Origin of the sequence: Leisingera daeponensis DSM 23529, from assembly GCF_000473145.1 — a bacterium.
Classification (GTDB): Bacteria; Pseudomonadota; Alphaproteobacteria; order Rhodobacterales; family Rhodobacteraceae; genus Leisingera; species Leisingera daeponensis.
This window is the reverse complement of record NZ_KI421500.1, coordinates 51,346-73,363: the sequence shown is the minus strand read 5'-3', so window position 1 is coordinate 73,363 and position 22,018 is coordinate 51,346. Positions and strand designations below refer to the sequence as shown.

General features: G+C 67.9%; 11 protein-coding genes. 10 read left to right on the top strand and 1 reads right to left on the bottom strand.

Annotation, left to right across the window (positions count from 1 at the left end):
- Positions 1 to 115 precede the first annotated feature (115 nt).
- Together DAEP_RS0100665 and DAEP_RS0100660 are read left to right on the top strand one after the other, a co-directional pair.
- Positions 116 to 1,165 (top strand): glycosyltransferase family 2 protein, encoded by a 1,050-nt coding sequence (locus tag DAEP_RS0100665; protein WP_245595040.1) that lies wholly within the window; start codon positions 116 to 118, stop codon positions 1,163 to 1,165.
- Positions 1,162 to 2,112: a glycosyltransferase family 2 protein gene (locus DAEP_RS0100660; RefSeq protein ID WP_027243313.1), complete on the top strand. Its 951-nt coding sequence runs from the start codon at positions 1,162 to 1,164 to the stop codon at positions 2,110 to 2,112. Before DAEP_RS0100665 ends, DAEP_RS0100660 begins: the two co-directional genes overlap by 4 nt.
- Before the next feature lie 137 nt (positions 2,113 to 2,249).
- Here DAEP_RS0100660 and DAEP_RS0100655 read toward each other — a convergent pair whose 3' ends face one another.
- Complete coding sequence (locus DAEP_RS0100655) at positions 2,250 to 3,002, bottom strand: WecB/TagA/CpsF family glycosyltransferase (RefSeq protein WP_027243312.1); 753 nt, start codon at positions 3,000 to 3,002, stop codon at positions 2,250 to 2,252.
- 190 nt (positions 3,003 to 3,192) lie between these two features.
- Here DAEP_RS0100655 and DAEP_RS0100650 point away from each other — a divergent pair, with 190 nt between their 5' ends.
- The 8 genes from DAEP_RS0100650 (at position 3,193) to DAEP_RS0100615 (ending at position 21,906) form a co-directional block, all read left to right on the top strand.
- On the top strand, positions 3,193 to 4,656 hold the full coding sequence (locus DAEP_RS0100650; RefSeq protein WP_027243311.1) for a membrane protein: 1,464 nt from the start codon (positions 3,193 to 3,195) through the stop codon (positions 4,654 to 4,656).
- Positions 4,657 to 4,917: 261 nt separating this feature from the next.
- Complete coding sequence (locus DAEP_RS0100645; RefSeq protein WP_027243310.1) at positions 4,918 to 11,367, top strand: type I polyketide synthase; 6,450 nt, start codon at positions 4,918 to 4,920, stop codon at positions 11,365 to 11,367.
- Between the two features lie 5 nt (positions 11,368 to 11,372).
- Positions 11,373 to 12,389, top strand: coding sequence for a glycosyltransferase family 2 protein (locus DAEP_RS0100640; RefSeq protein WP_027243309.1), 1,017 nt, complete (start codon positions 11,373 to 11,375; stop codon positions 12,387 to 12,389).
- Positions 12,386 to 16,951, top strand: a complete 4,566-nt coding sequence (locus DAEP_RS0100635) for a MupA/Atu3671 family FMN-dependent luciferase-like monooxygenase (protein ID WP_027243308.1) — start codon at positions 12,386 to 12,388, stop codon at positions 16,949 to 16,951. Before DAEP_RS0100640 ends, DAEP_RS0100635 begins: the two co-directional genes overlap by 4 nt.
- A complete protein-coding gene (locus tag DAEP_RS0100630) occupies positions 16,948 to 17,637 on the top strand; it encodes a 4'-phosphopantetheinyl transferase family protein (protein WP_008553299.1) in 690 nt (229 codons plus the stop codon). The genes DAEP_RS0100635 and DAEP_RS0100630 overlap by 4 nt, the downstream gene beginning before the upstream one ends.
- Entirely contained in the window at positions 17,637 to 18,572 is a 936-nt protein-coding gene (locus tag DAEP_RS0100625; RefSeq protein WP_084204479.1) for a hypothetical protein, read from the top strand. Before DAEP_RS0100630 ends, DAEP_RS0100625 begins: the two co-directional genes overlap by 1 nt.
- Complete coding sequence (locus DAEP_RS0100620) at positions 18,569 to 21,073, top strand: hypothetical protein (RefSeq protein WP_027243306.1); 2,505 nt, start codon at positions 18,569 to 18,571, stop codon at positions 21,071 to 21,073. The genes DAEP_RS0100625 and DAEP_RS0100620 overlap by 4 nt, the downstream gene beginning before the upstream one ends.
- Positions 21,070 to 21,906: a glycosyltransferase family 2 protein gene (locus tag DAEP_RS0100615; RefSeq protein WP_027243305.1), complete on the top strand. Its 837-nt coding sequence runs from the start codon at positions 21,070 to 21,072 to the stop codon at positions 21,904 to 21,906. Before DAEP_RS0100620 ends, DAEP_RS0100615 begins: the two co-directional genes overlap by 4 nt.
- Positions 21,907 to 22,018: the final 112 nt, after the last annotated feature.

The window sequence follows — 22,018 nt, the reverse complement described above, 5'->3', positions numbered from 1 at the left end:
AACTGCAGCAATCCCGCCGCAATCGCAGTGGAGCCGGCAGGCAGCGCTTGCAGCCGCCGGCGGAACCTTGCAGGCTGGCAGCGACAGTCCCGGCAGGCGCAAAACGGAGCCACGCGTGCATAAAACATTCGGCCACAGGCTGGCGGCCCGCGCCGGGAGGATGGCGCAAGACGCCCTGCACCGCGCAAGGCTGCGCAGCTCGCTGCGCCAACTGCACGGCCCCGCCCGCCGGTTTGCCGCCCCGCAGGAGGTGGTGCTGGTCGCGCTGGTGCGGGACGGGGCCTATTACCTCGACGTGTTTTTCGAGCATTACCGGCGCCTCGGCGTCTCCTGCTTTGTCTTCATCGACAATGGCTCGACGGATGGCACCGTGGAGCGCATCCGGCAGGAGCCGGGCACCGCAGTGCTGCGCTCCGCCCTGCCCTGGCTGGAGTTTGAGAACAGCTTCCGCGCCTATGCCGCCAGCCGGTATGGCCAGGACCGGTGGTGTCTGTTTGCCGACATGGACGAACTGCTCGACTTCGAAGGCAGCAGCACTGCCGGGCTGGCCGGGCTGACCGGCTATTTGGCGCAGCAGGGCTATACCGCGCTGCAGGCGCAGATGCTGGAGATGTTCCCCAAGGGCCCGCTGGCGGCGGCCCGCGGGCTGTCCTATGCCGGCGCGGTTGAGGCCTTCCGCTATTGCGATATCAGCACGGTGCAGGCGATGGATTATGGCGCTGCGGAGACCGGGCTGGCCTATTACCTGCGCCAGAACAGCCTGCCCCCGGGCGGGACGCGGATGCTGTTCGGCGGGGTCCGCGGCAAGGTCTTCGGCGAGCGCTGCTGCCTCAGCAAGCACCCGCTGGTATTCAACGGCCCCGGCGTGCAGGCGGCGGTGCATCCGCATGTCTCTGCCGGGGTGGCGGTGGCGGACGTCGAAGGGCTGATCCGCCATTACAAGTTTGCCGGCGACAGCCTGGCACGCGATCTGCAGACCCGGGCCGAGGCGGTCTCTGAACATGGCGAGGACAGGCTGCGCAGCGACGCGATGCAGGCGCAGCCGGAGCTGAGCCTGTGGTCCGAAGAGGCGCTGGAGGACGCCAGCATCGCCGGTTTGCAGCGCCTTGGCTTTCTGCGCCGCGCACCGGGGTACAGCGCCCGGCTGGCCGGAGACGGCGCATGAGCGCCCCGGCCATCGGCGCGGTGGTGATCGGCCGCAACGAAGGCGAACGCCTGATCCGCTGCCTGCGCTCCCTGCAGGGACAGGTGCAGCAGCTGATCTACGTGGACAGCGGCTCAACCGATGGCTCGGCCGCGGCGGCGCGGGGCCTGGGCGCTGAGGTCGTGGATCTTGACCTGAGCCGGCCCTTCACCGCCGCGCGCGCCCGCAATGCCGGTCTGGCTGCCCTGAGGAGCGGGATCGAGCTGGTGCAATTCGTGGACGGCGACTGCGAGATGGATCCGGGCTGGATTCCAGCCGCGGCGGAGTTCCTGCAAACCCGCCCCCGGGCCGCGGCGGTCTGCGGGCGGCGGCGGGAGCGGTTTCCGCAGGCGTCGGTCTATAACCGGTTGTGCGACGCGGAATGGGACACCCCCGTTGGCGAGGCCGCGGCCTGCGGCGGCGATGCGCTGATGCGGGTGGCGGCGGTCTATACCGCGGGCGGCTACCGCGACAGCCTGATTGCCGGCGAGGAGCCGGAACTGTGCCTGCGGCTGCGGCGGGCGGGCTGGCAGATCTGGCGGCTGGACGCTGAAATGACGCTGCACGACGCGCAGATGCTGCGCTTTGGCCAGTGGTGGAACCGCAGCCGCCGCGCAGGCCACGCCTTTGCCGAGGGGGCTGCGCTGCACGGCGCGGGACCGGAGCGGCACTGGCGCACCGAGACCCGCCGCGCGCTGGCCTGGGGCGCGGCGCTGCCCGCCGCCATCGCGGCCGCCGGGCTGGTCTCCCCGCCCCTGCTGCTGGCGGCGCTGATCTTCCCGGCCCAGGTCCTGCGCCTGTCCCGCCGCATGGGGTATGAAAGGGCGCTGTTTTCGGTACTGGGCAAATTTGCCGAAGCCTCCGGCGCGCTGGAGTATTACTGGCGCAGGAGGCGCGGTACAGCGCGCGGAATCCTTGAGTACAAGTAGCGCCGCCGGGAGCTTTGCCCCCCTTGGCCTGCCGGCCAATTCACCCCAGGATATTTGCAGCCAGATGAAGACCGGATCCTTTGTTCATCTGGCTGGAAATATCCCGGAGCGCGAGGCAGAGCCTCGCATCAGGCTGCTCAGCGGGTCCGGATGCGCCAGGCTCTGAGCATCTGGCCGGGCAGGACCGCCAGGCATTTGGCATAGCGCGGCAGCAGCCGGGACGGGCTGGACAGCGCCCGCCACAGCCACTCCATCGCGATCGCCCGCACCCAGGCAGGGGCCCGTTTCTGATGGCCGCCCAGGAAATCGAGGCCGGCGCCGATGCTGGCAAAGCCGGTGCGCGGGGCCAGGCGGCGGCCGCGCTGCGCCAGGCGCTCCTGCTTGGGCGCGCCCAGCGCCAGGAAACACAGGCCGACGCCTGTCTCATCCAGCCGGTGCAGGATCCGGTCCGCCTCCTCGCCCTCCGGGTCGAACCGGCCCGAGGGGGCGTGGCACCAGGCGATCTCCAGGTCCGGGACTGCGGCAGTCAGCGCCGCCGCGGCGTCTGCCAGCGCCTCTTCGGTGCTGCCGGCCAGCGCCACCGGCACCCCGGCCTCGGCCGCCAGGCGGCATAGCGGCAGCACCAGATCCGAGCCCGGCATCAGCTCCACCGGGCGGCCCGCAAGCCGCGACAGCCAGACAATCGGGCGCCCGTCCGCCACCACCAGATCCTGCGCCTGGTAGGCGGCCAGAAACTCCGGCGACTGCGCCAGTTTGACGAGGTGGTCCAGGTTGATCGTGGCCAGCGCAAAGCCCTGGCGCGCCTTGAACCGTGCCCGGATCTCCGCCTCCAGCAGCGCCCGGCGGGGCATGTTCACCGCCACCCGGCGGCCGTTGAAATCGAAATACACTGCATCCCCCGGTCTTTGACACGTCCCTGATACATCCGGCATCCGCGCCAGGCCAGCGCAGCAAGCCCACCGCGGCCGCCAGCGTGGCATCGCTGCACACCGTTTACCGGTTCTTGCAAATCCGCGCGACAGCGCCCGCGGCAATCGTTAAACTTTGAACCAACAACGGGGAACGAGGAGAAACTGGCCTGTGCCCAATGCCTTGGCCTATCTGATGCTGCTGGCCTGGCCGCTGGTCAGCCTGGTGCTGTTCCGGCGTCTGCCGCTGGAACGGGCGATCCTGTGGTGCCTGATTGCGGGCTACCTGCTGCTGCCGCCGCTGGCCGAATTCGACCTGCCGCTGGTGCCGGATATGGACAAATTCGCCATTCCCTCGCTGATGGCCTTCGTGCTGTGCGCAGGGCTGCTGCGCAAGCCGGTGCCGCTGTTGCCGCGGCATCCGGCAGTGCGGCTGCTGACGCTGCTGTTCGTGTTCGGCGTCATCCCCACGGTGCTGACCAATGGCGAGCCGATCCTGTTCCGCAAGATCGCCAATTCCGACCCGATCATCTTCCTGACCGATCAGCTGCCGGGCCTGCGCTGGCGCGACCTGGGTTCCGTCATCATCAACCAGATGATCGTGCTGATCCCGTTCCTGCTGGCCCGCCGCTACCTCTCCACGCCCGACGCCCAGCGCGAGTTGCTGCTGGCGCTGATGATCGGCGCGCTGGCCTATACCATCCCGTCGCTGGTCGAGATCCGGTTCAGCCCGCAAATCAACGTCTGGGTCTACGGTTTCTTCCAGCATGACTTCAGCCAGATGATGCGTCAGGGCGGCTTCCGCCCCATCGTGTTCCTGCCGCATGCCCTGTGGCTGGCATTCTTCATGCTGTCGGCGCTGCTGGCGGCCACCGCCCTGGCGCGTGCCGCCGCCGGCCGGCAGCGGCTGCGTCTGGCATTGGCGGCCGCCTATCTGTTTGCGGTGCTGGTGCTGTGCAAGAGCCTGGCCTCGCTCGCCTATGCGCTGGCGTTTGTGCCCGTCGTGGCGCTGGCGCCCTTGCGCTGGCAGCTGCGGGCGGCCCTGCTGCTGGCGGTGATCGCGGTGGTCTACCCGATGCTGCGCAACACCGGGCTGGTGCCGACCGAAGCGCTGGTGGCCCAGGCCGAGGCAATCAGTGCCGAACGGGCGCATTCGCTGAACTACCGGTTCGAGAACGAAGCGCAGCTGCTTGCCAGGGCTGCGGAGAAACCGTGGTTCGGCTGGGGCGGCTGGGGCCGCAACCTGGTGCGGCACGAGGAGACCGGGCAGATCCTGTCGGTCCCGGACGGGCGCTGGATCATTGTCTTCGGCACCTTCGGCTGGCTGGGCTATATCGCCGAGATGGGATTGCTGGCGGCGCCGCTGATGCTGCTCGCCTCTGCCGCGCGGCGGGCGCCTGCCGGCAGCGTCTCGCCCTATGCCGCGCCGATTGCGCTGATTCTGGCGGCCACCATGGTGGACATGCTGCTGAACGCGACGCTGATCCCGATCACCTGGATGTGCGCGGGATCGGTTCTGGGCTATGCCGAGCGGCTGCTGTACCCGGATGTGTTCCGCCCCAAAGCCGCACTGTTCGGCGGCGCGCAGGCGATGCTGCCTGACACCGCAGGGCGCGGGCGGCGCAGCATCCTGTGATGCCGCAATCTTTCCGCTTTTCCGGCCCAATTCAACACAATGCGTCCATAGGACAGCCGCATGGATTGACGAAGATAAACAAGAATTCATCCGGCCCCGCGGAGCAGATGGGGATCTATGCCGCCAGGCCGGAGCAGCCGCCGGGAAAAATCCCGGCACCGGATAATAAACCCGTCCGGCGGGCCCTGCCATTTTCGCAAAGCGGACTGGCTGCGGCGTGCCGGACCGTTTGCGAAGGGCTAGTGGGGTCAGGTATTGACGATGCAGGATGGGATTACCGCAGCGGCGGGCGCTGCCGAACAGATTAAGCCCGGTGATATTGCCATTGTCGGGCTGTCGGTGACAGTGCCGGGCGCAGGCTCTGCCGAGGTGTTCTGGCAGAACCTGCGCGCAGGGATCGAATCGATCGAGGTTCTGGACCGCGAGACGCTGCTGGCACATGGCGAACGCGCCTCGGCCCTGGCCGATCCGAACTATGTGCCCGCATCCGCACGGCTGCAGGGGTTTGACGAGTTTGATGCCGAATTCTTCGGCTTCAGCCCGAAAGAGGCCGCCATCCTCGACCCGCAGCACCGCAAGTTTCTGGAAGTCGCCTGGGGTGCGATGGAAAACGCGGGCCATCCGCCGGAAAGCATCAACGGCCCCATCGGAGTCTATGCGGGCTGCGGCATGGGCAGCTATTTCTACTTCAACATCTGCTCCAACCCGGCTCTGGTCGACGATGTCGGCATGTTCCTATTGCGCCACACCGGCAATGACAAGGATTTCCTGTCAACCCGCGTCAGCCACGTCTTCGACCTCAAGGGGCCGTCGGTCAACGTGCAGACCGCCTGCTCCACTTCGCTGGTGGCGGTGCATTACGCCTGCAAAGCGCTGCGGGAGGGCGAGTGCGACATGGCGCTGGCGGGCGGTGTCACCATCGAGCTGCCGCAGGGCCGCGGCTATCTCTACAAGGAAAACGAGATCCTCAGCCCCGACGGCCATTGCCATGCCTTTGACCACCGGGCGCAAGGCACCGTCTTCGGCTCCGGCGCCGGTGCGGTGGCGCTGCGGCGGCTGGAGGATGCGATTGCCGACGGCGACCACATCTGGGCGGTGATCAAGGGGTCCGCCATAAACAACGACGGCGCGGACAAGGCGGGCTACCTGGCGCCATCCGTCGGCGGCCAGTCGGCAGCGGTGCAAAAGGCGCTGGCAGCGGCAGGCACCCCGGCAGAGACCATTGATTATGTCGAATGCCACGGCACCGGCACCTATCTGGGCGACCCGATCGAGGTTTCCGCCCTGACGGATGCCTACCGCGCCAGCACGCAGGACACCGGCTATTGCCGCATCGGCTCGGTCAAGACCAATATCGGCCATCTGGACACCGCAGCGGGCGTTGCCAGCCTGACCAAGACCGCGCTGGCGCTGCATCACCGGGAAATCCCGCCCTCGCTGGGCTATGAGGCCCCAAACCCGGCAATTGATTTCGAAACCTCGCCGTTCAAGGTGAACGCCGCTCTGACGCCCTGGGTGCCGCACAAGGGTCCGCGGCGGGCAGGCATCAACTCGCTGGGCGTCGGCGGCACCAATGCCCATGTGATCCTGGAGGAAGCGCCGGAGCGCGCGCCTTCGGAGGAAAGCGATTTCCCGTTCCAGATCCTTTGCGTTTCCGGACAGTCCAAGGCAGCGCTGGAGGCCAACTCTCAGGCGCTGGCTGAATATCTGAAAGCCAACCCCGAGGCCGATCTGGCCGACGTGGCCTATACCCTGAAGGAAGGCCGCCGCGGTTTTGCCAAACGGCGGGTGCTGGTGGCCGAAACCGCAGCCGAAGCCGCCCGGCTGATTGAGGAAAACGATCCGCGCAAGGTCTTCACCCACGACCGCCTGGGCGACGCGCCTGAGGTTGTTTTCATGTTCCCCGGCGGCGGCGCGCAATATGCGGGCATGGCGCGCGACCTTTACGAGACCGAACCGGTCTTTGCCGAGTGGATGGACCGCGGGCTGGAGCATCTGCAAAAGAGCCTGGACTACGACATCCGCGCCCTCTGGCTGCCGGAAGACGGCGAAGAGGACGCAGCGAATGCGCGCCTGCAGCAGCCCTCGGTGCAGCTGCCGCTGATCATGATCGTGGAATACGCGCTGGCGCAGCTGTGGATCAGCTGGGGCGTGCGGCCTGCCGCATTGGTCGGTCATTCCATGGGCGAAAACACCGCGGCCTGCCTCGCCGGTGTTATCTCCTTCGAGGACTGCATCGGCCTGGTTCTGCTGCGCGGGCGGCTGTTTGATACGGTGCCTGCGGGCGGAATGCTGTCGATTGCGCTGCCGCTGGCAGAGGTCGAGGCCATCATCGGCGATGATCTGGATATCGCCAGCGTCAACGCTCCCTCCCTCACCGCCGTGTCCGGCCCGCAGGACGCGCTGGACCGCCTCTCGGCAGACCTGAGCGCCCGCGAGGTGGAACACCAGCGCATCCAGATCGACATTGCCGCCCACTCCCGGATGCTGGACGGCATCTTGCAGGAATACGGGGACTTCATCCGCTCCCTGCCCCTGTCCGCGCCGAAGCTGCCGGTGATCTCCAACCGCACAGGCACGGCCCTGACGGCGGAACAGGCCACCAGCGCCGACTACTGGGTGGGCCAGCTGCGCAACACCGTGCTTTATGCCGGCTGCATCGAAACCCTCGCCCAAACCCCCGGCCGCGTGTTTCTGGAGGTCGGCCCCGGCAAGGCGCTCAGCGCGCTGGCGCAGATGTCGCCGGCGGTAAAGCAGGGCCAAGTGCTCAGTTCCCTGCGCCATCCGGATCAGGACGTGATGGACGACAGCTATTTCTTCGGTGTTATCGGCCGCCTGTGGGCCTGCGGCGTCGAGGCCGACTGGCGGCAGATCTGGGGCGAGGCGCGGCGCAACCGTCTGCCGCTGCCCGGATACGCCTTCCAGCGCAGCCGCTATTTCATCGAGCCCGGCAGAGCTGTGGTGGAGGAAAACGCTAAGGCGCCTGCCCGCCACGACGACCTGCGCGATTGGGGCTACCGCCCGGCCTGGCGCCCGCGGCTGGCAGACTGCACGTGGGACGTGGACGAGGAACTGGGTCAGGATCCGCAGACCTGGCTGATCTTCGAGGATGAAACCGGCCATGCCGCCCGCGCCGCCGCCCGGCTGGAAGCCGCAGGCCATGCCGTCGCCCGCGTCCGCGCCGGCGATACCTATGCTCAGCTGTCGCCGGATTCCTATATCCTGCCGCCCGAACAGGGCCGCGCCGCCTATGGCGCGCTGCTGGCAGATCTGGCCGGGGCCGGCCTGCTGCCGCACCGGATCGCCCATTTCTGGCTGGTGACCGGGGGGGAAACCTTCCGCCCCGGCTCCTCCTTCTTTGACCGCAACCTTGAGATGGGTTTCCATTCCCTGACCGCGCTGGGGCAGGAGCTTGGCAATGCCGATCTGCCCGGCCCGCTGCATATCACGGTCTTTACCACCGGCGCCGCGCAGGTCCGGGACGAGGCCCTGCCCTATCCGGAAAAGGCGATGATCGCAGGCCCTGCCGGCGTGATCCCGCGGGAGCTGCCGGGGCTGTCCTGCGCCACTGTGGACATCGAGCTGCCAGCGGCGGCGCAGGGCCTGTTTGCCCGCCGCAACCCGGCGGACACGGACATCACCGCCCGGTTGCTGGAAGAGCTGATGGCGGAGCCCGCAAACACCTCCGCCGCCTGGCGCGGAGAGAAGCGGTTCGAACTCACCTGGCGCCCGCAGCCGCTGCCCCTGCCGGAAACACCGCCATTCAAACAAGGCGGCCACTACCTGATCACCGGCGGCTTCGGCGGCATCGGCCTGGCCATCGCGGGTTATCTGATGCGGGACTACGGGGCGAAGATCACGCTGATCTCCCGCGAGGGCCTGCCGCCGCGCGACAGCTGGGACCGGTATCTCGGCAGCCACAGCCCGGCCAACCGCACCGCGCAGCGCATCCGCGCGCTGATGGCGCTGGAGGAGACCGGCAACGGCACTGTGCTGCCGCTGGCCGCCGACGTCTGCCACACAGGCGAGCTGCGCTCCGCACGCGCGCAGGCCGAGGCCGCAAACGGCCCGCTGACCGGCGTGATCCACGCGGCGGGCGTCATTGATGACGGCCCGCTTCTGGCCAAGGACGAGGACCGGATCGCCCAGGTCCTGGCCCCCAAGGTGAGCGGATTGCGTGCCCTGGACACAGTGTTTCCCGACGGCAGCCTGGAGCTGATGGTGCTGTTCTCCTCCTCCTCCACCGTGACCCGGCCCGCGGGCCAGGTGGATTACATCGCCGCCAACGAATACCTGAACGCCTGGGCCAAGCACCGTGCCGGCGGGCAGACCCGTGTCGCGGCAGTGGATTGGGGCGTCTGGGCGGACACCGGCATGGCCGCCGATGCCATGAATGCCCGCAACAGCGCCGCAGGCGCCAGCACGCCGGAGCCCTGCCCCCAGCCGCTGCTGCAGCAGCAGGCGTTTGATGCCGCAGGCAACCGCATTTTCACCCCTCGTTTCAGCACCGCAGACTGGCTGCTGGAGGAGCACCGCACCGCCGATGGCACCGCCCTGGTGCCCGGCACCGGCTACATCGAAATGGCCGCCGAGGCGCTGGCGGCAGCAGGGGCCGAAGGGCCGTTCGAACTCCGCGACCTCTATTTCCTGCGCCCTCTGATTGTGCAGGACGGCGAGCCCAAAAAGCTTCTGGTTAAGCTAGAAGCTAAAGAAAATGGTTATGAACTGTTTGTTTACTCGGCATGTACAAATGGTTACTCTCTCAACTGTCAGGCAATGCTGGCCTCCGCGGCGGTGGCAGAATGCCCCGCCGCACTCAACCTCCAAAAGATTTTCACCCGATGCCCGGAGGGGCAGGCGCCTGCCGGCGGGCGCCTGCAATCCCCGCAGGAGGCGCATCTGCGCTTTGGCCCGCGCTGGCATGTGCTGGAGCGCGCCGCCCTGGGGGACGGCGAAGGGATTGCCAGCCTTGCCCTGCCGGAGGCTGCGGCGCAGGACGGCACCCTGCTGCATCCCGGCCTGATGGATCTTGCCACAGGCTGGGCGATGAAGCTGATCCCCGGCTATCGGGCAGATGCGCTTTGGGTGCCGGTCTCCTACCGCACCATCCGCGTCTTTGCGCCGCTCACCGCGAACATCTTCAGCCACGTGCGGCTGGCCGCGGCGCCAGACAGCGCCTCCGCAATGTTTGACGTCACGCTGACGGATACAAACGGCACCGTTCTGGCCGAGATCGAAGGCTTCCGGATGCAGCGCCTTGCCTCTGGCCTGGATGCCTCTGCCGGTGCCGCCGAAGCCGATGCCACTGCAGCAGAGCTGGGTCTGGAACCTGCCCGCAGCGCGCAGCCGCTGTCGCCGGAGGAACGCCGCCTGCAACTGAACATTTCCAACGGTATCACGGCCGAGGACGGCGGCGAGGCGCTGGCCCGCGCGCTGGCCGCCGGGCTGCCGCAGGTGGTGGTCTCCTCGCTCGACCTGCCCGCGCTGATTGCACAGGCGGCACAGAGCGCCGCGCCCGCCGCGGCAGAAGCGCAGACCTTTGACCGCCCGCAGCTCGACACCGATTACATTGCCCCGCGCAACCCGGTGGAGGAGGAGCTGGCCAAGCTCTTTGCCGCGCTCTTGGGCGTCAGCGAGGTCGGGATCGAGGACAGCTTCTTTGACCTTGGCGGCCACTCGCTGATTGCAGTGCGGCTGTTTGCGCAGGTGAAACGCAGCTTCGGTGTGGAATTCCCGCTGTCGGTGCTGTTCGAGGCGCCCAGCGTCGCCGCGCTGGCAGAGCGCATCATCGCCCGCACCGGCGGCGGGGTCGCGGCGGAACCGGGGGACACGCCCAAAACCGCAGAGGACAAGCCGCAGTACACCCATCTGGTGCAATTGCATCCGGGCGATGGCACCGGGCGGCGGCCCTTCTTTCTGGTAGCGGGCATGTTCGGCAATGTGCTGAACCTGCGCCATCTGGCGCTGCAGGTCGGCAAGGACCGGCCGGTCTATGGCCTGCAGGCTAAGGGGCTGGTGGGCGACGCCGGCCCGCACAGCCGGATCGAGGACGCCGCCCGCAGCTGCCTGTCCGAAATCCGCCAGATCCAGCCCCAGGGCCCGTATCTGCTGGGCGGTTTCTCCGGCGGCGGCATCACCGCCTATGAGATGGCGCAGCAGCTCAAGGACCAGGGCGAGGACACCGCCGCGCTGATCCTGCTGGACACGCCGCTGCCAGTGCGCCCGCCTCTCAGCCGCCCTGACAAGGCCCTGATCAAGCTGGCGGAACTGCGCAGCAAGGGCCTGGGCTACCTTGGCGAATGGGCCAGAAACCGGATCGCCTGGGAGTTTGAGAAACGCCGGGCCAAACCGGCAGAAAAGGGCACCCGGCCGGAGTTCAACAACCGCAAGATCGAACTGGCCTTCCGCGCCGCGGTTGAGGCTTACGCCCTCAAATCCTGGCACGGCCCGCTCACCCTCTTCCGGCCTCCGCTGGACCGCAAGTGGCAGGTTTCAAAAGGAAATTGGGTCAGCGGAGAGCGCGAGTATGTGTTTGACGACAACGACTGGACGAGATGGGCCCCGGCCACTGAAGTGGCAGAGGTGCCGGGCGATCATGACAGCATGGTGCTGGTGCCCAACGTCAGCGTGCTGGCGGCAGGCGTGAAGGCACGGCTGGACGCCGCCGATGCCGCCGCCGGGCGGCCCCGTTACGACCAGGCCGCGGAGTGACCCTGATGAGCCAGCAGCGTATCCTCACCATCCTCCTGAACTTCCGCACGCCGGAGATGACCCTGCAGGCCGCCGAAGCGGCGCTGCGCGAGATGGAGGACCTGCCGGGCGAGCTGCTGATCATCGACAACGGCTCCGGCGACGGCTCCTTTGAGCAGATCCGCGCCGGGGCAGAGGCCCGCGGCTGGCTGGACAGCGGGCGGCTGCGGCTGCTGGCCTCGCCGGTCAACGGCGGCTTTGGCGCGGGCATGAACATCGGCATCCAGGCGGGCCTCGCGGACGGCCGCGCGCCGGAGTTCTATTACCTGCTGAACTCCGACGCCTTCGTGCAGGGCGGCACCATCCGCACCCTGCGCGACTTCCTGCTGGAGCATCCCGGCGCAGGCCTGGCCGGCTCCTACGTGCGCGGCACCGACGGGGAACCGCACCGCACCGCCTTCCGCTTCCCCTCAATCGCGGGGGAGTTCGAGGCCAGCGTGCGCACCGGCATCTTCACCCGCCTGCTGAAGCCCTGGGTGGTGGCGATGGATATGCCGCAGGGCGAAGTGCAGGTGGACTGGACCGCCGGCGCCAGCCTGATGATCCGCCGCGAGGTGATCGAGGCCGCGGGCGGCTTTGACGAGACCTTTTTCCTCTACTTCGAGGAAACCGACCTGTGCCGCCGCGCCGCCCGCGCGGGCTGGCGCACCCATTACGTGCCGGCCAGCGAGGTGGCGCACATCGGCTCTGCCTCCACCGGGATGAGGGGCTGGCAGCGCACGCCGCAGTACTGGTTCGACTCGCGCCTGCACTACTTCACCAAAAACCACGGCCGTGCCTATGCCGCTGCCGCCACGCTGGCCCGCATTGGCGGCAGCCTGATTTATGGCCTGCGCCGCCTGATCCAGAACAAACCGCAAGCCGATCCGCCGCATTTCCTGCGCGATCTGTGCCTGCACAGCCTGCGCGCGCTGTTTGCGCCGCGCCGCAGAACTTCAACGGAAACGCGCCTCCCTTCTCCGCTTGCAAAGGAGCAGAAATGACCGCATTCACCTGTGCCCTGATCGGCAATGAATCCCTCCTGATCGGCTGCGCCGATGCGCTGCTGGCCCGCGGCCACCAGATCCGGGCGGTGGTCTCTCAAGACGCCGGCATCCGCGACTGGGCCGCGGACAAGGGATTGACGCTGCTGGAAAAACCCGCGGACCTGACCGGCGGTTTTGACTGGCTGCTGTCAGTTGCCAACCTCACCGTGATCCCCGATGCGGTCTTGGCCCTGGCCGCCAAGGGCGCGGTCAACTTCCACGACGGCCCCCTTCCCCATTACGCGGGCCTCAACACCCCGAACTGGGCGCTGATCAACGGCGAGCCGCAGCACGGCATCACCTGGCATCTGATCGAGGGCGGCGTCGATGAGGGCGATATCCTGGCTCAGCGCCTGTTCGACGTGGCGGCGGACGAGACCGCCTTCAGCCTCAACTCCAAGTGCTATGCCGCGGCGATGGACAGCTTCGGCGAGGTCGTCACGCAGCTGGAAACCGGTGAACTGAAGCGCCAGAAGCAAGACCTGAGCCAGCGCCGCCTGTTCAAAAAATCCGACCGCCCGGCAGCAGGCGGGATGCTCGACTTCACCCGCCCTGCGGCGGAACTGGCCCGGCTGGTGCGCGCGCTCGATACCGGCGGCTACTGGAACCCGATGTGCGCCGCCAAACTGCGGATCGGCGGGGCCATCGTGCTGGCCGGCGGTGCAGAGACCGCGGACGGCAGCGGCGCGCCGGGAACGGTTCTCGAAGCCCGTAATACCAGCGTGACAATCGCAACCGGCGACGGCGCCCTGACCCTCTCCCGCCTGACCACGCCTGCGGGTCAGCCGCTGGACATCACCAAACTGGCCCAGGCGGGGGAAATGCTGCCCGCCCTGACCGCGGCGGAGGCGGAGGCGCTCACCATCCGCCTCGCTGCGGCGCAGGGCGGCGAAAGCCATTGGCGCGGGCGGCTTGCCGCGATGCAGCCGGTGCAGGTGCCGCTGGCCTCGGATGCCGGAGGGGACGGGTTCGGCCGCTCTGAGATCGCCTTGCCGGCTGCCCTCAGTGAGGGCCAGGCGGCTGCTGGGGTGCTGGCCTGGGCGCTGCTCAGCAGCGGGGAAAACGCCGCCGATGTGGCACTCGCCGCTGGCAGCACGGACGCCCTGCCCGGCCTGATCTCCCCTTGGGTGCCGGTACAGGCGCAGCGCGGCCAGATGCTGCAGGATCTTACCGGCCGCGCAGCAGAAGAAATTGAAAAGGCCCGGAAATACGGCGGGTACCCTGAGGATCTGGTGGCCCGCGACCCGGCAATTCCGGCCCAGGCGCAGCCCGCAATCGGCCTGTCGTTGGATCGGGACCTGCCGGTCGGCGGCTGCATCGCCACCGTCACCTTCTGCGGCGGCAAGATGGTGCTGCACACCGACAGCAGCCGGCTGGATGCCAAATCCGCGGGACTGCTCGCCGCCCGGCTGGAACTGGTGCTGGCCGCCATTGCACAGGACGCAAACCGCCCGGTTGCAGAGCTGCCCATCCTGCCGCAAGCCGAGCGCAAGCTGCTGCTGGAGGACTGGAACCAGACCGCCGCGGACTACCCCGCCGGTCAGACCATCCACGCGGCGTTTGAGGCGCAGGCAGCCAAGACCCCGGAGGCAACCGCGCTGGTGTTCGAAGACCAGAGCTTCACCTACGGCGAAGTCAACGCCCGCGCCAATGCGGTGGCCGCCCGCCTGCGTGAAATGAACGTGAAACCGGGCAGCCATGTCGGCATTTACGTCCGCCGCGCACCGGAACTTGTGTTTGCCGCGCTTGGGGTGATGAAGGCCGGCGGCGCCTATGTGCCGCTGGATCCTGCCTACCCCGCTGACCGCGTCGCGCATTACATCGCAGACAGCCAGGCGCAGGTCATCGTGACGCAAAGCGCGCTGGCGGGCAGCCTGCCGGCCTCGGACGCTGAGGTGCTGGACATCGAAGCCGTCCCCGCGGGGACAGCCGGGGAAAACATCTCCGGCGGCGCCACCGGCAGCGATCTGGCCTATCTCATCTACACCTCCGGCTCTACCGGCCTGCCCAAGGGGGTGATGGTTACCCATGCCAATGTGTCGAACTTCTTCACCGGCATGGACGCCCGCATCCCGCATCAGGAGGGCGATGGCTGGCTGGCCGTCACCAGCCTCAGCTTCGACATCTCGGTGCTGGAGCTGTTCTGGACCCTCTCGCGCGGCTTAAAGCTGGTTCTGTCCAGCGACGAGAGCCGGCTGGAGCTGTCCAAGGGCCCTGTGGCGCTTAGCAGCCAGAAGATGGATTTCAACCTGTTCTACTGGGGCAATGACGACGGGCCGGGACCGCAGAAATACCATCTGCTGCTGGAAGGTGCCAAGTTTGCCGACCGGCACGGTTTCAACGCGGTCTGGACGCCGGAGCGGCACTTTCACGCCTTTGGCGGCCCCTATCCGAACCCGTCGGTCACCGGAGCCGCTGTCGCCGCGGTGACGCAGAACATCGGCGTGCGCTCCGGCTCTTGCGTGGCGCCCTTGCACCATCCGGCGCGGATTGCCGAGGAATGGGCGGTGATCGACAACCTGACCGCGGGGCGTGCGGGCATCGGCTTTGCCTCCGGCTGGCAGCCGGATGATTTCATCCTGCGCCCCGAAAACACGCCGCCCGCCAACAAGGCCGCGATGTTTGACGCCATCGAAACCGTGCGCAAGCTGTGGCGCGGCGAGGAAGTCGCCTTCCCGCGCAAGGACGGCGGCGAGCACAGCGTCATCACCCAGCCCCGCCCGGTGTCCAAGGAGCTGCCGGTTTGGGTCACGACCGCGGGCAACCCGGAAACCTGGCGCGAGGCCGGTGCGATCGGGGCCAATGTGCTGACCCACCTTTTGGGGCAAAGCATCGAGGAGGTGGCGGGCAAGATCCGCATCTACCATGACGCCCTGCGTGAGGCGGGCCATGACCCCGCGGATTTCAAGGTCACGCTGATGCTGCACAGCTATCTGGCGGAGACCCGCGAGGAGGCCCGCCGGGTCGCGCGCGAGCCGATGAAGGACTACCTGCGCTCCGCCGCCGGGCTGATCAAGCAATACGCCTGGGCCTTCCCCGCCTTCAAGAAACCGGAGGGCGTCAACAACCCCTTCGAGATGGACCTGGGGATGCTGTCGGAGGAGGAGCTGGAGGCGATCCTCGACTTTGCTTTCGAGCGCTATTTCGAGGACTCCGGGTTGTTTGGCACCATCCAGGACGCCTGCCAGCGGGTCGAGCAGCTGAAGCGCATCGGTGTGGATGAGGTCGCCTGCCTGATCGACTACGGCATTGCGCCTGATGTGGTTCTGGAAGGGCTGAAACCGCTGGCCGAGGTGCTGCGCCTGTCGAACGCGCCGCAGGAGCTGGCGGCGGATGACTTCTCGCTGGCGGCGCAGATCGTGCGGCATGGGGTCAGCCATATGCAATGCACGCCGTCGATGGCGCGGATGATAGCTGCGGACGCGGACGCCAGCGCCTGCCTGGGCCAGCTGCAGCATCTGCTGGTCGGCGGCGAGGCGCTGCCCGGCGATCTGGTGCAGGCACTGAGGGACGCGACCCGGGCAGAGATCCGCAACATGTACGGCCCGACCGAGACCACGATCTGGTCCACAGTCGAGAAAATTTCCACTGTCCCCGCAGGGACAGCGGGGATCGGCACGCCGGTTGCCAACACGCAGGTTTATGTGCTGGACGAAAATCGAGCGCCTGTCCCCGCGGGGACTCCCGGGGAGTTGTATATCGGCGGCGCGGGTGTCACGGCGGGCTACTGGCAGCGGCAGGAGCTGACCGCTGAACGGTTCGTTAACACACCGTTCGCTGCTGGCCGCCTGTACCGCACCGGCGATTTGGTGCGCTGGACGGCAAAAGGCAATCTGATGTTCCTGGGCCGCACCGATCATCAGGTGAAGATCCGCGGCCAGCGGATCGAGCTGGGCGAGATCGAGGCAGCACTGGCGGCGCAGCCGGGTGTGACCGGCGCCGTGGTGGTGCCGCGCGGAGAGGCCGGAGCGGAACAGCTCGCCGGCTATGTCACAACCTCTGCGCCGGTGTCCGGGGAGGCGCTGAAACAGGCGCTGGCGGCCCGGCTGGCGGAGGTCATGGTGCCGGCGCATATCGTCACGCTGGAGGCTTTCCCACTGACGCCCAACAAGAAAATCGACCGCAAGGCGCTGCCGGACCCGCAGCCTGCGCGGGTTGAGGCCGCCCCGGCGGTGCCGCTGGACGCCGGTGCGCAGGCCAGGATCGCCACCGTCTGGAGCCGTATCCTGGGCGTCAGCGGCATCGGGGCGCAGGACAATTTCTTTGCGCTCGGCGGCCATTCCCTGCTGGCGGTGCAGGCGCACCGGGAGCTGCGCACGGAACTGGGCACGGCGGCGCTGTCGATCACCGACATCTTCCGCTTTCCGACACTTGCGGGGCTTGCGGCGCATATCGAAGGGCTTGCAGGCACCCCGGCAAATACGGAAAAACAGCCTGAAGCAGCCGCAGGGCCGGACCGCGCCGACACCATGTCTAAACGGCGGGCCATGCGGGCAAACCGCAGGGCAAAGGCTGGATGACAGAGACCAACAGCAAACTGGCAGAGCGGCTGGCCCTGGTCCGGCCGCTTTTTGCCGCCGATGTGGCGCTGGCCGGGGCGGATCCGCTGGGCACGCCGCCGCCGCCGCTGGCTGATGAGGCCGCCGGCCTGTCGCCCAACGCGGTGGAGAAGCGGCGCAACGAGTTTGCCGCCGGGCGGTCCGCGGTGCATCAGGCGATGCGGCAGCTGCAGATCCCCCCTGCCCCGGTGCAGGTCGGCAGCGACCGGGCGCCGGTCTGGCCTGCGGGGGTGGTCGGCTCGATCACCCACACCAAGAGCTGCGCCATGGCGGTGCTGGCGCGCGAGGGCGAGGTGCAGGCCTTGGGCATCGACGTGGAGGAAGACACGCCGCTGAAGGACGACCTGCTGCCCGCGATCTGCTCGGAGCGGGAGCAGGCCTGGCTAAGGGGCCAGGACAATCCGGGACAGATGGCCAAGGTGATCTTTTCCGCCAAGGAAGCGGCCTATAAATGCCAGTACACGCTCAGCCGGGCGTTTTACGGCTTTGACGGGATGGAGCTGGAATTCGATCTGGCGGCGGGGGCTTATCAAGCGTTTTTCACTGCCGAGCGGCCGCCGTTTGCCCGCGGCGAGTCTGTCGGCGGGCGGTTTGCGATCGGGGCCGGGCTGATCATGACCACGGCGGAAATCCGGGGGCGCCGATGATGGGCCGGCGCGGGTTTCTGGCCTTGGGAGCCGCAGCCGCAACGCTGGGGCTGATGGTGTTTGCAACCCGCAGCCGCAGCGTGCCGGTGCCGCCGCCGCTGACCCCGCCGGAGGCGCCGCTGAAGGTGTTTCACCTGGGTCATTCGCTGGTCGGGCCGGACATGCCGCATATGCTGGCACAACTGGCGCCACAGGGGCATGAGTATAACAGCCAGTTGGGGTCGGGCACGCCGCTGCGGGCGCATTGGGAGCCGGAGGAAAACATCCTCGATTTCGAAACCGCCAACCGCGCGCCTGCCTACCGCGATGCGAAGGAGGCCGTCGGGTCGGGCGAATACGGCGCCGTGGTGCTGACGGAGATGGTCGAGCTGCGCGATGCGGTCAAGTATTTCGAGGCGGCCAAGTATCTGGGAAAATGGGCGGATCTGGCACGGCAGGCGTCAGCACAGACCCGGCTTTACCTTTATGAGACCTGGCACCGGCTGGATGACCCCGAGGGCTGGCTGGAGCGGATCGGAAGTGATCTGGAAACGCTGTGGACCGGCAAGCTTCTGGCGCCGGACAGCCGCCGCAATCCGGGCCATCCGGTGTATCTGATCCCCGGCGGGCAGGTGCTGGCGGCAGTGGCGCGGGCGGCGGAGGCCGGGGAGATCCCCGGACTGGCTTCACGTGAATCGCTGTTTGCGCGCACGCCTGACGGCGGACTGGACCCGATCCATATCAACGATCTGGGGGCCTATGTGATTGCTCTGACCCATTATGCGGTGCTGTACCAGCGCTCTCCCGCGGGGCTGCCGCATGAGCTGAGCCGTGCCGATGGCACTCCGGCAGAAGCATTCAGCCCCGAGGCGGCGGCCAAAGTGCAGGCAATCGTTTGGGAGACCGTGCGCGCCCTGCCCCGCACCGGTCTGGCGGCGGCAGAGGGGCCGGCATGAGCCTGGAGGCGCTGATCACCTCGGTTGTGATGATCGGGCATTCGCTGTTCGGGCCGGACAATCCGCAGATGCTGGACCAGTTGCTGGATACCCGTGCCGAGGCCACGGTGGAGGCGCAGATCATCAACGGTGCGCCGCTCAGCTACAACTGGCAGCACAGTGCCACCGCGGAGGGTGTTGATTCACGTGAAAGGCTGCGCCGCCCGGCGGACGCGGTGATCGTGACGGAGGCCATTCCGCTGGCCAATCACCTGAAATGGAGCGGCACGGAACAGGCGGTGACGCAGTTTTATGAACTGGCCCGCGCCGCCAGCCCGGAGGTGCAGTTCTACCTGCAGGAAACCTGGCACAGCCTGAACAGCGGCACCGGCACTGCGGTGCCCTTTGACGACGGTGCGGATGCGCCCTGGCGGCAGCGGCTGAAACAGGATCTGCCGCGCTGGCAGGCGGTGGTGGACGGCGTCAATGCCGCAACCGGCGGCGATGTGAAGCTGCTGCCCGCAGGCCAGGCGATGGCGCGGCTGGACGATGCCATTCGGGCGGGCACGATGCCCGGGCTTGCCAGTATCCGTGATGTCTTTGCCGATGACATCCACCCCAACGCCACCGGCTTTTACTTCCTGGCGCTGCTGCAATACGCGGTGCTGACCGGGGAAAACCCCTCGGGCCTGCCGCACCGGCTCAAGGACCGCTGGGGCAAGCCCTATCCTGCGCCGGCGCCAGAACTGGCGGCGCGGCTGCAGGACATTGCCTGGGCCGCGGCGCAAGGGGGCAGCCTGCGCACCGCAGCCCTGCCCGCGGCGCCGGCGGCGCTGCCGCAAGATCCGGTGCTCCCCATGCTGAACGCATCCCCGGCGGCAGCGGGGCCCGGACTGGCGGAGCCGCCCGCGCGCCAGCCCGTCGCCATCAATCTGGCAGGCATTGCTGACTGGAGCACCCAGGCCCCGTTTCTGGACCACTTCAAAACCGCGCGGCCCTGGATCGGCCACCTGCCCGGCCAGTGGGGCGGTTCGGATCACGGCGACTTGCAGGCGGCGGGCTATCTCGATCCGGATGGCTGGCCCACCGCGATCCCGCCCGAACTGGGCTCCATCGGGACGGTGATCCTGACCGACCTGCCGCAGGAGGCAGTATCCCTGAAGGGCCGCTATGTGCTGCGGTTCGAGGGCAAGGGCATTGTCGAAGTTTCGGGCCGCGCGGAAAACGTCCGCTATGGCCAGGGCGAAGTCCGGTTCGATTACACCCCCGGCCCCGGTCCGGTGGAAATCCGCATTCAGCGGATGGGCCGGGATGGTGGCTATGTGCGCAATATCACCGTGGTGAAGGAAGAGCATCTGGAAGCCTTTGACGGCGGCGCGCTGTTCAACCCCCTGTGGCTGGAGCGGCTGGAGGGGTTTGCCGCGCTGCGGTTCATGGACTGGATGGCCACCAATGACTCGGCCCAGACCGGCTGGGAGGACCGCCCGCTGCCGCAGGACTACACCTGGGCGCTGAAGGGGGTTCCGGCCGAGGTGATGCTGGCGCTGGCCAATAGACTGGGGGCCGATGCCTGGTTCACCATGCCGCATATGGCGGATGACAGCTATGTCCGCCAGTTCGCCCGCCTGACGGAGCAAGAGTTGAAAACGGATCTGCGCGCCTATGCCGAGTATTCCAATGAGGTCTGGAACTGGCAGTTCCAGCAGGCCGCCTGGGCCGACGCACAGGCACAGGCGCGCTGGGGCGGTGACGGCCTCTGGATGCAGTTCTATGGCGGCCGCGCGGCGGAGGTGGCGCAGATCTGGACGGAGGTTTTCGGAGCCGGCAGCGAACGGCTGGTGCGGGTGATCTCCTCGCAGACCGGCTGGCTGGGGCTCGAGGAGCAGGTGCTGACCGCACCGCTGTGGAAGGCGGAACGGGCGGACCGGCTGGCGCCTGCGGCCTATTTCGACGCTTACGCGGTGACCGGCTATTTCGGCGGCATACTGGGGCTGGAAGACCGCGCCGGCCAGGTCCGCGCCTGGATTGCCGCCAGCCGGGATCAGGCCCGTGCGGATGCGGCAGAGCGCGGGCTGACCGGGGCCGCGGCGGCGGAATTTACCGTTCGGCACCAGTATGATGCGGCCTCTGCCCAGGCCGGGGCCGAGCTGCGCGACGGGCTGATCTCGGGCGACAGTACCGACACGCTGGCGGATCTTCTGGGCCGGGTGCTGCCCTATCATGCAGGCGTCGCGCAAAAGCACGGGCTGGAGATGATCATGTATGAGGGCGGCAGCCATGTGACCGGGATCGGCCCGATGGTGGAGGATGACGCACTGACCGGCTTTTTCACTCATTTCAACTACACGCCCGAAATGGGGGCGCTCTACCGCGAGCTGCTGGCGGGCTGGCGCGCGCTTGGGGGCGCTCTGTTTACAGCTTATGCCGACGTGGGAGCGACCGGAAAATGGGGCAGCTGGGGCGCACTGCGCACCCTGGGCGACGCCAACCCGCGCTGGGACGCGCTGGAGGCGGTGAAATGAGGCCGCGGGTGTCGGTGCTGATCCCGGCCCATAACGAGGCGGGCTATATCGGGGCGTGCCTGGAGGCGGTGTTCGCCTCTGACCCGCTGCCGCGCGGCATGACGGGCGAGGTGCTGGTGCTGGCCAATGGCTGCACTGACGAAACCGCAGCGCTGGCCCGGTCGTGTAAGCCGGCGCCTGGTTGGACGCTTGAGGTGCTGGAGCTGCCAGAGGGAGGCAAGCTGCGCGCGCTGACCGCCGGCGACGCCGCAGCGCGCGGGGATATCCTGATTTATCTGGATGCCGACGTGACGGTTTCGCCCGCGCTGATTGCGCAGCTGGCTGAGGCCCTGGCGGACGGCGCGCCGCGTTATGCCAGCGGCCGCCCGCAGGTGGCCCCTGCCCGCAGCGCGGTGACCCGGGCCTATGCGCGGCTGTGGACACGGCTGCCGTTCTTCACCCGCGGGGTGCCGGGGTTCGGCGTCTTTGCCATGAACCGCTCAGGGCGGGAGCGCTGGGGGGACTGGCCGGATATCATCGCCGATGACACCTTTGCCCGGCTGCACTTTGCCCCGGCGGAGCGGGTGCAGGTGGCGGCAGGCTACAGCTGGCCGATGGTCGAGGGGTTCCGCAACCTGGTGCGGGTGCGGCGGCGTCAGAACGCCGGGGTGGCGGAAGTGGCCGCCCGGTATCCGCAGCTGCTGCGAAATGACGACAAGCCGCCCGCAGGCGGTGGTGCGGTTCTGAAGCTGCTGGCGGCGGATCCGGCCGGATTTCTGGTCTACGGCTCGGTGGCCCTGGCGGTCAAATCCCCGCTTTACGCCTCGCACTCCCGCTGGACCCGCGGGCGCTGATTGCGGTTGCCAAGGCAGAGCCCTCCCGCGCCCGCAGGATGCCCTGGCTGCGCCAGCGCACCCTTGGCGGCCTTGGGCCAGGCTCAGCGCCCTTGGCGCTGAGCCTGGCCCA

What these genes read in the sequence shown, in the direction of transcription:
- DAEP_RS0100635 (WP_027243308.1), top strand. Translation starts at nt 12,386, where the DNA reads ATGACCGCATTCACCTGTGCCCTGATCGGCAATGAATCCCTCCTGATC.
- DAEP_RS0100625 (WP_084204479.1), top strand. Translation starts at nt 17,637, where the DNA reads ATGGGCCGGCGCGGGTTTCTGGCCTTGGGAGCCGCAGCCGCAACGCTG.
- DAEP_RS0100645 (WP_027243310.1), top strand. Translation starts at nt 4,918, where the DNA reads ATGCAGGATGGGATTACCGCAGCGGCGGGCGCTGCCGAACAGATTAAG.
- DAEP_RS0100630 (WP_008553299.1), top strand. Translation starts at nt 16,948, where the DNA reads ATGACAGAGACCAACAGCAAACTGGCAGAGCGGCTGGCCCTGGTCCGG.
- DAEP_RS0100640 (WP_027243309.1), top strand. Translation starts at nt 11,373, where the DNA reads ATGAGCCAGCAGCGTATCCTCACCATCCTCCTGAACTTCCGCACGCCG.
- DAEP_RS0100660 (WP_027243313.1), top strand. Translation starts at nt 1,162, where the DNA reads ATGAGCGCCCCGGCCATCGGCGCGGTGGTGATCGGCCGCAACGAAGGC.
- DAEP_RS0100615 (WP_027243305.1), top strand. Translation starts at nt 21,070, where the DNA reads ATGAGGCCGCGGGTGTCGGTGCTGATCCCGGCCCATAACGAGGCGGGC.
- DAEP_RS0100620 (WP_027243306.1), top strand. Translation starts at nt 18,569, where the DNA reads ATGAGCCTGGAGGCGCTGATCACCTCGGTTGTGATGATCGGGCATTCG.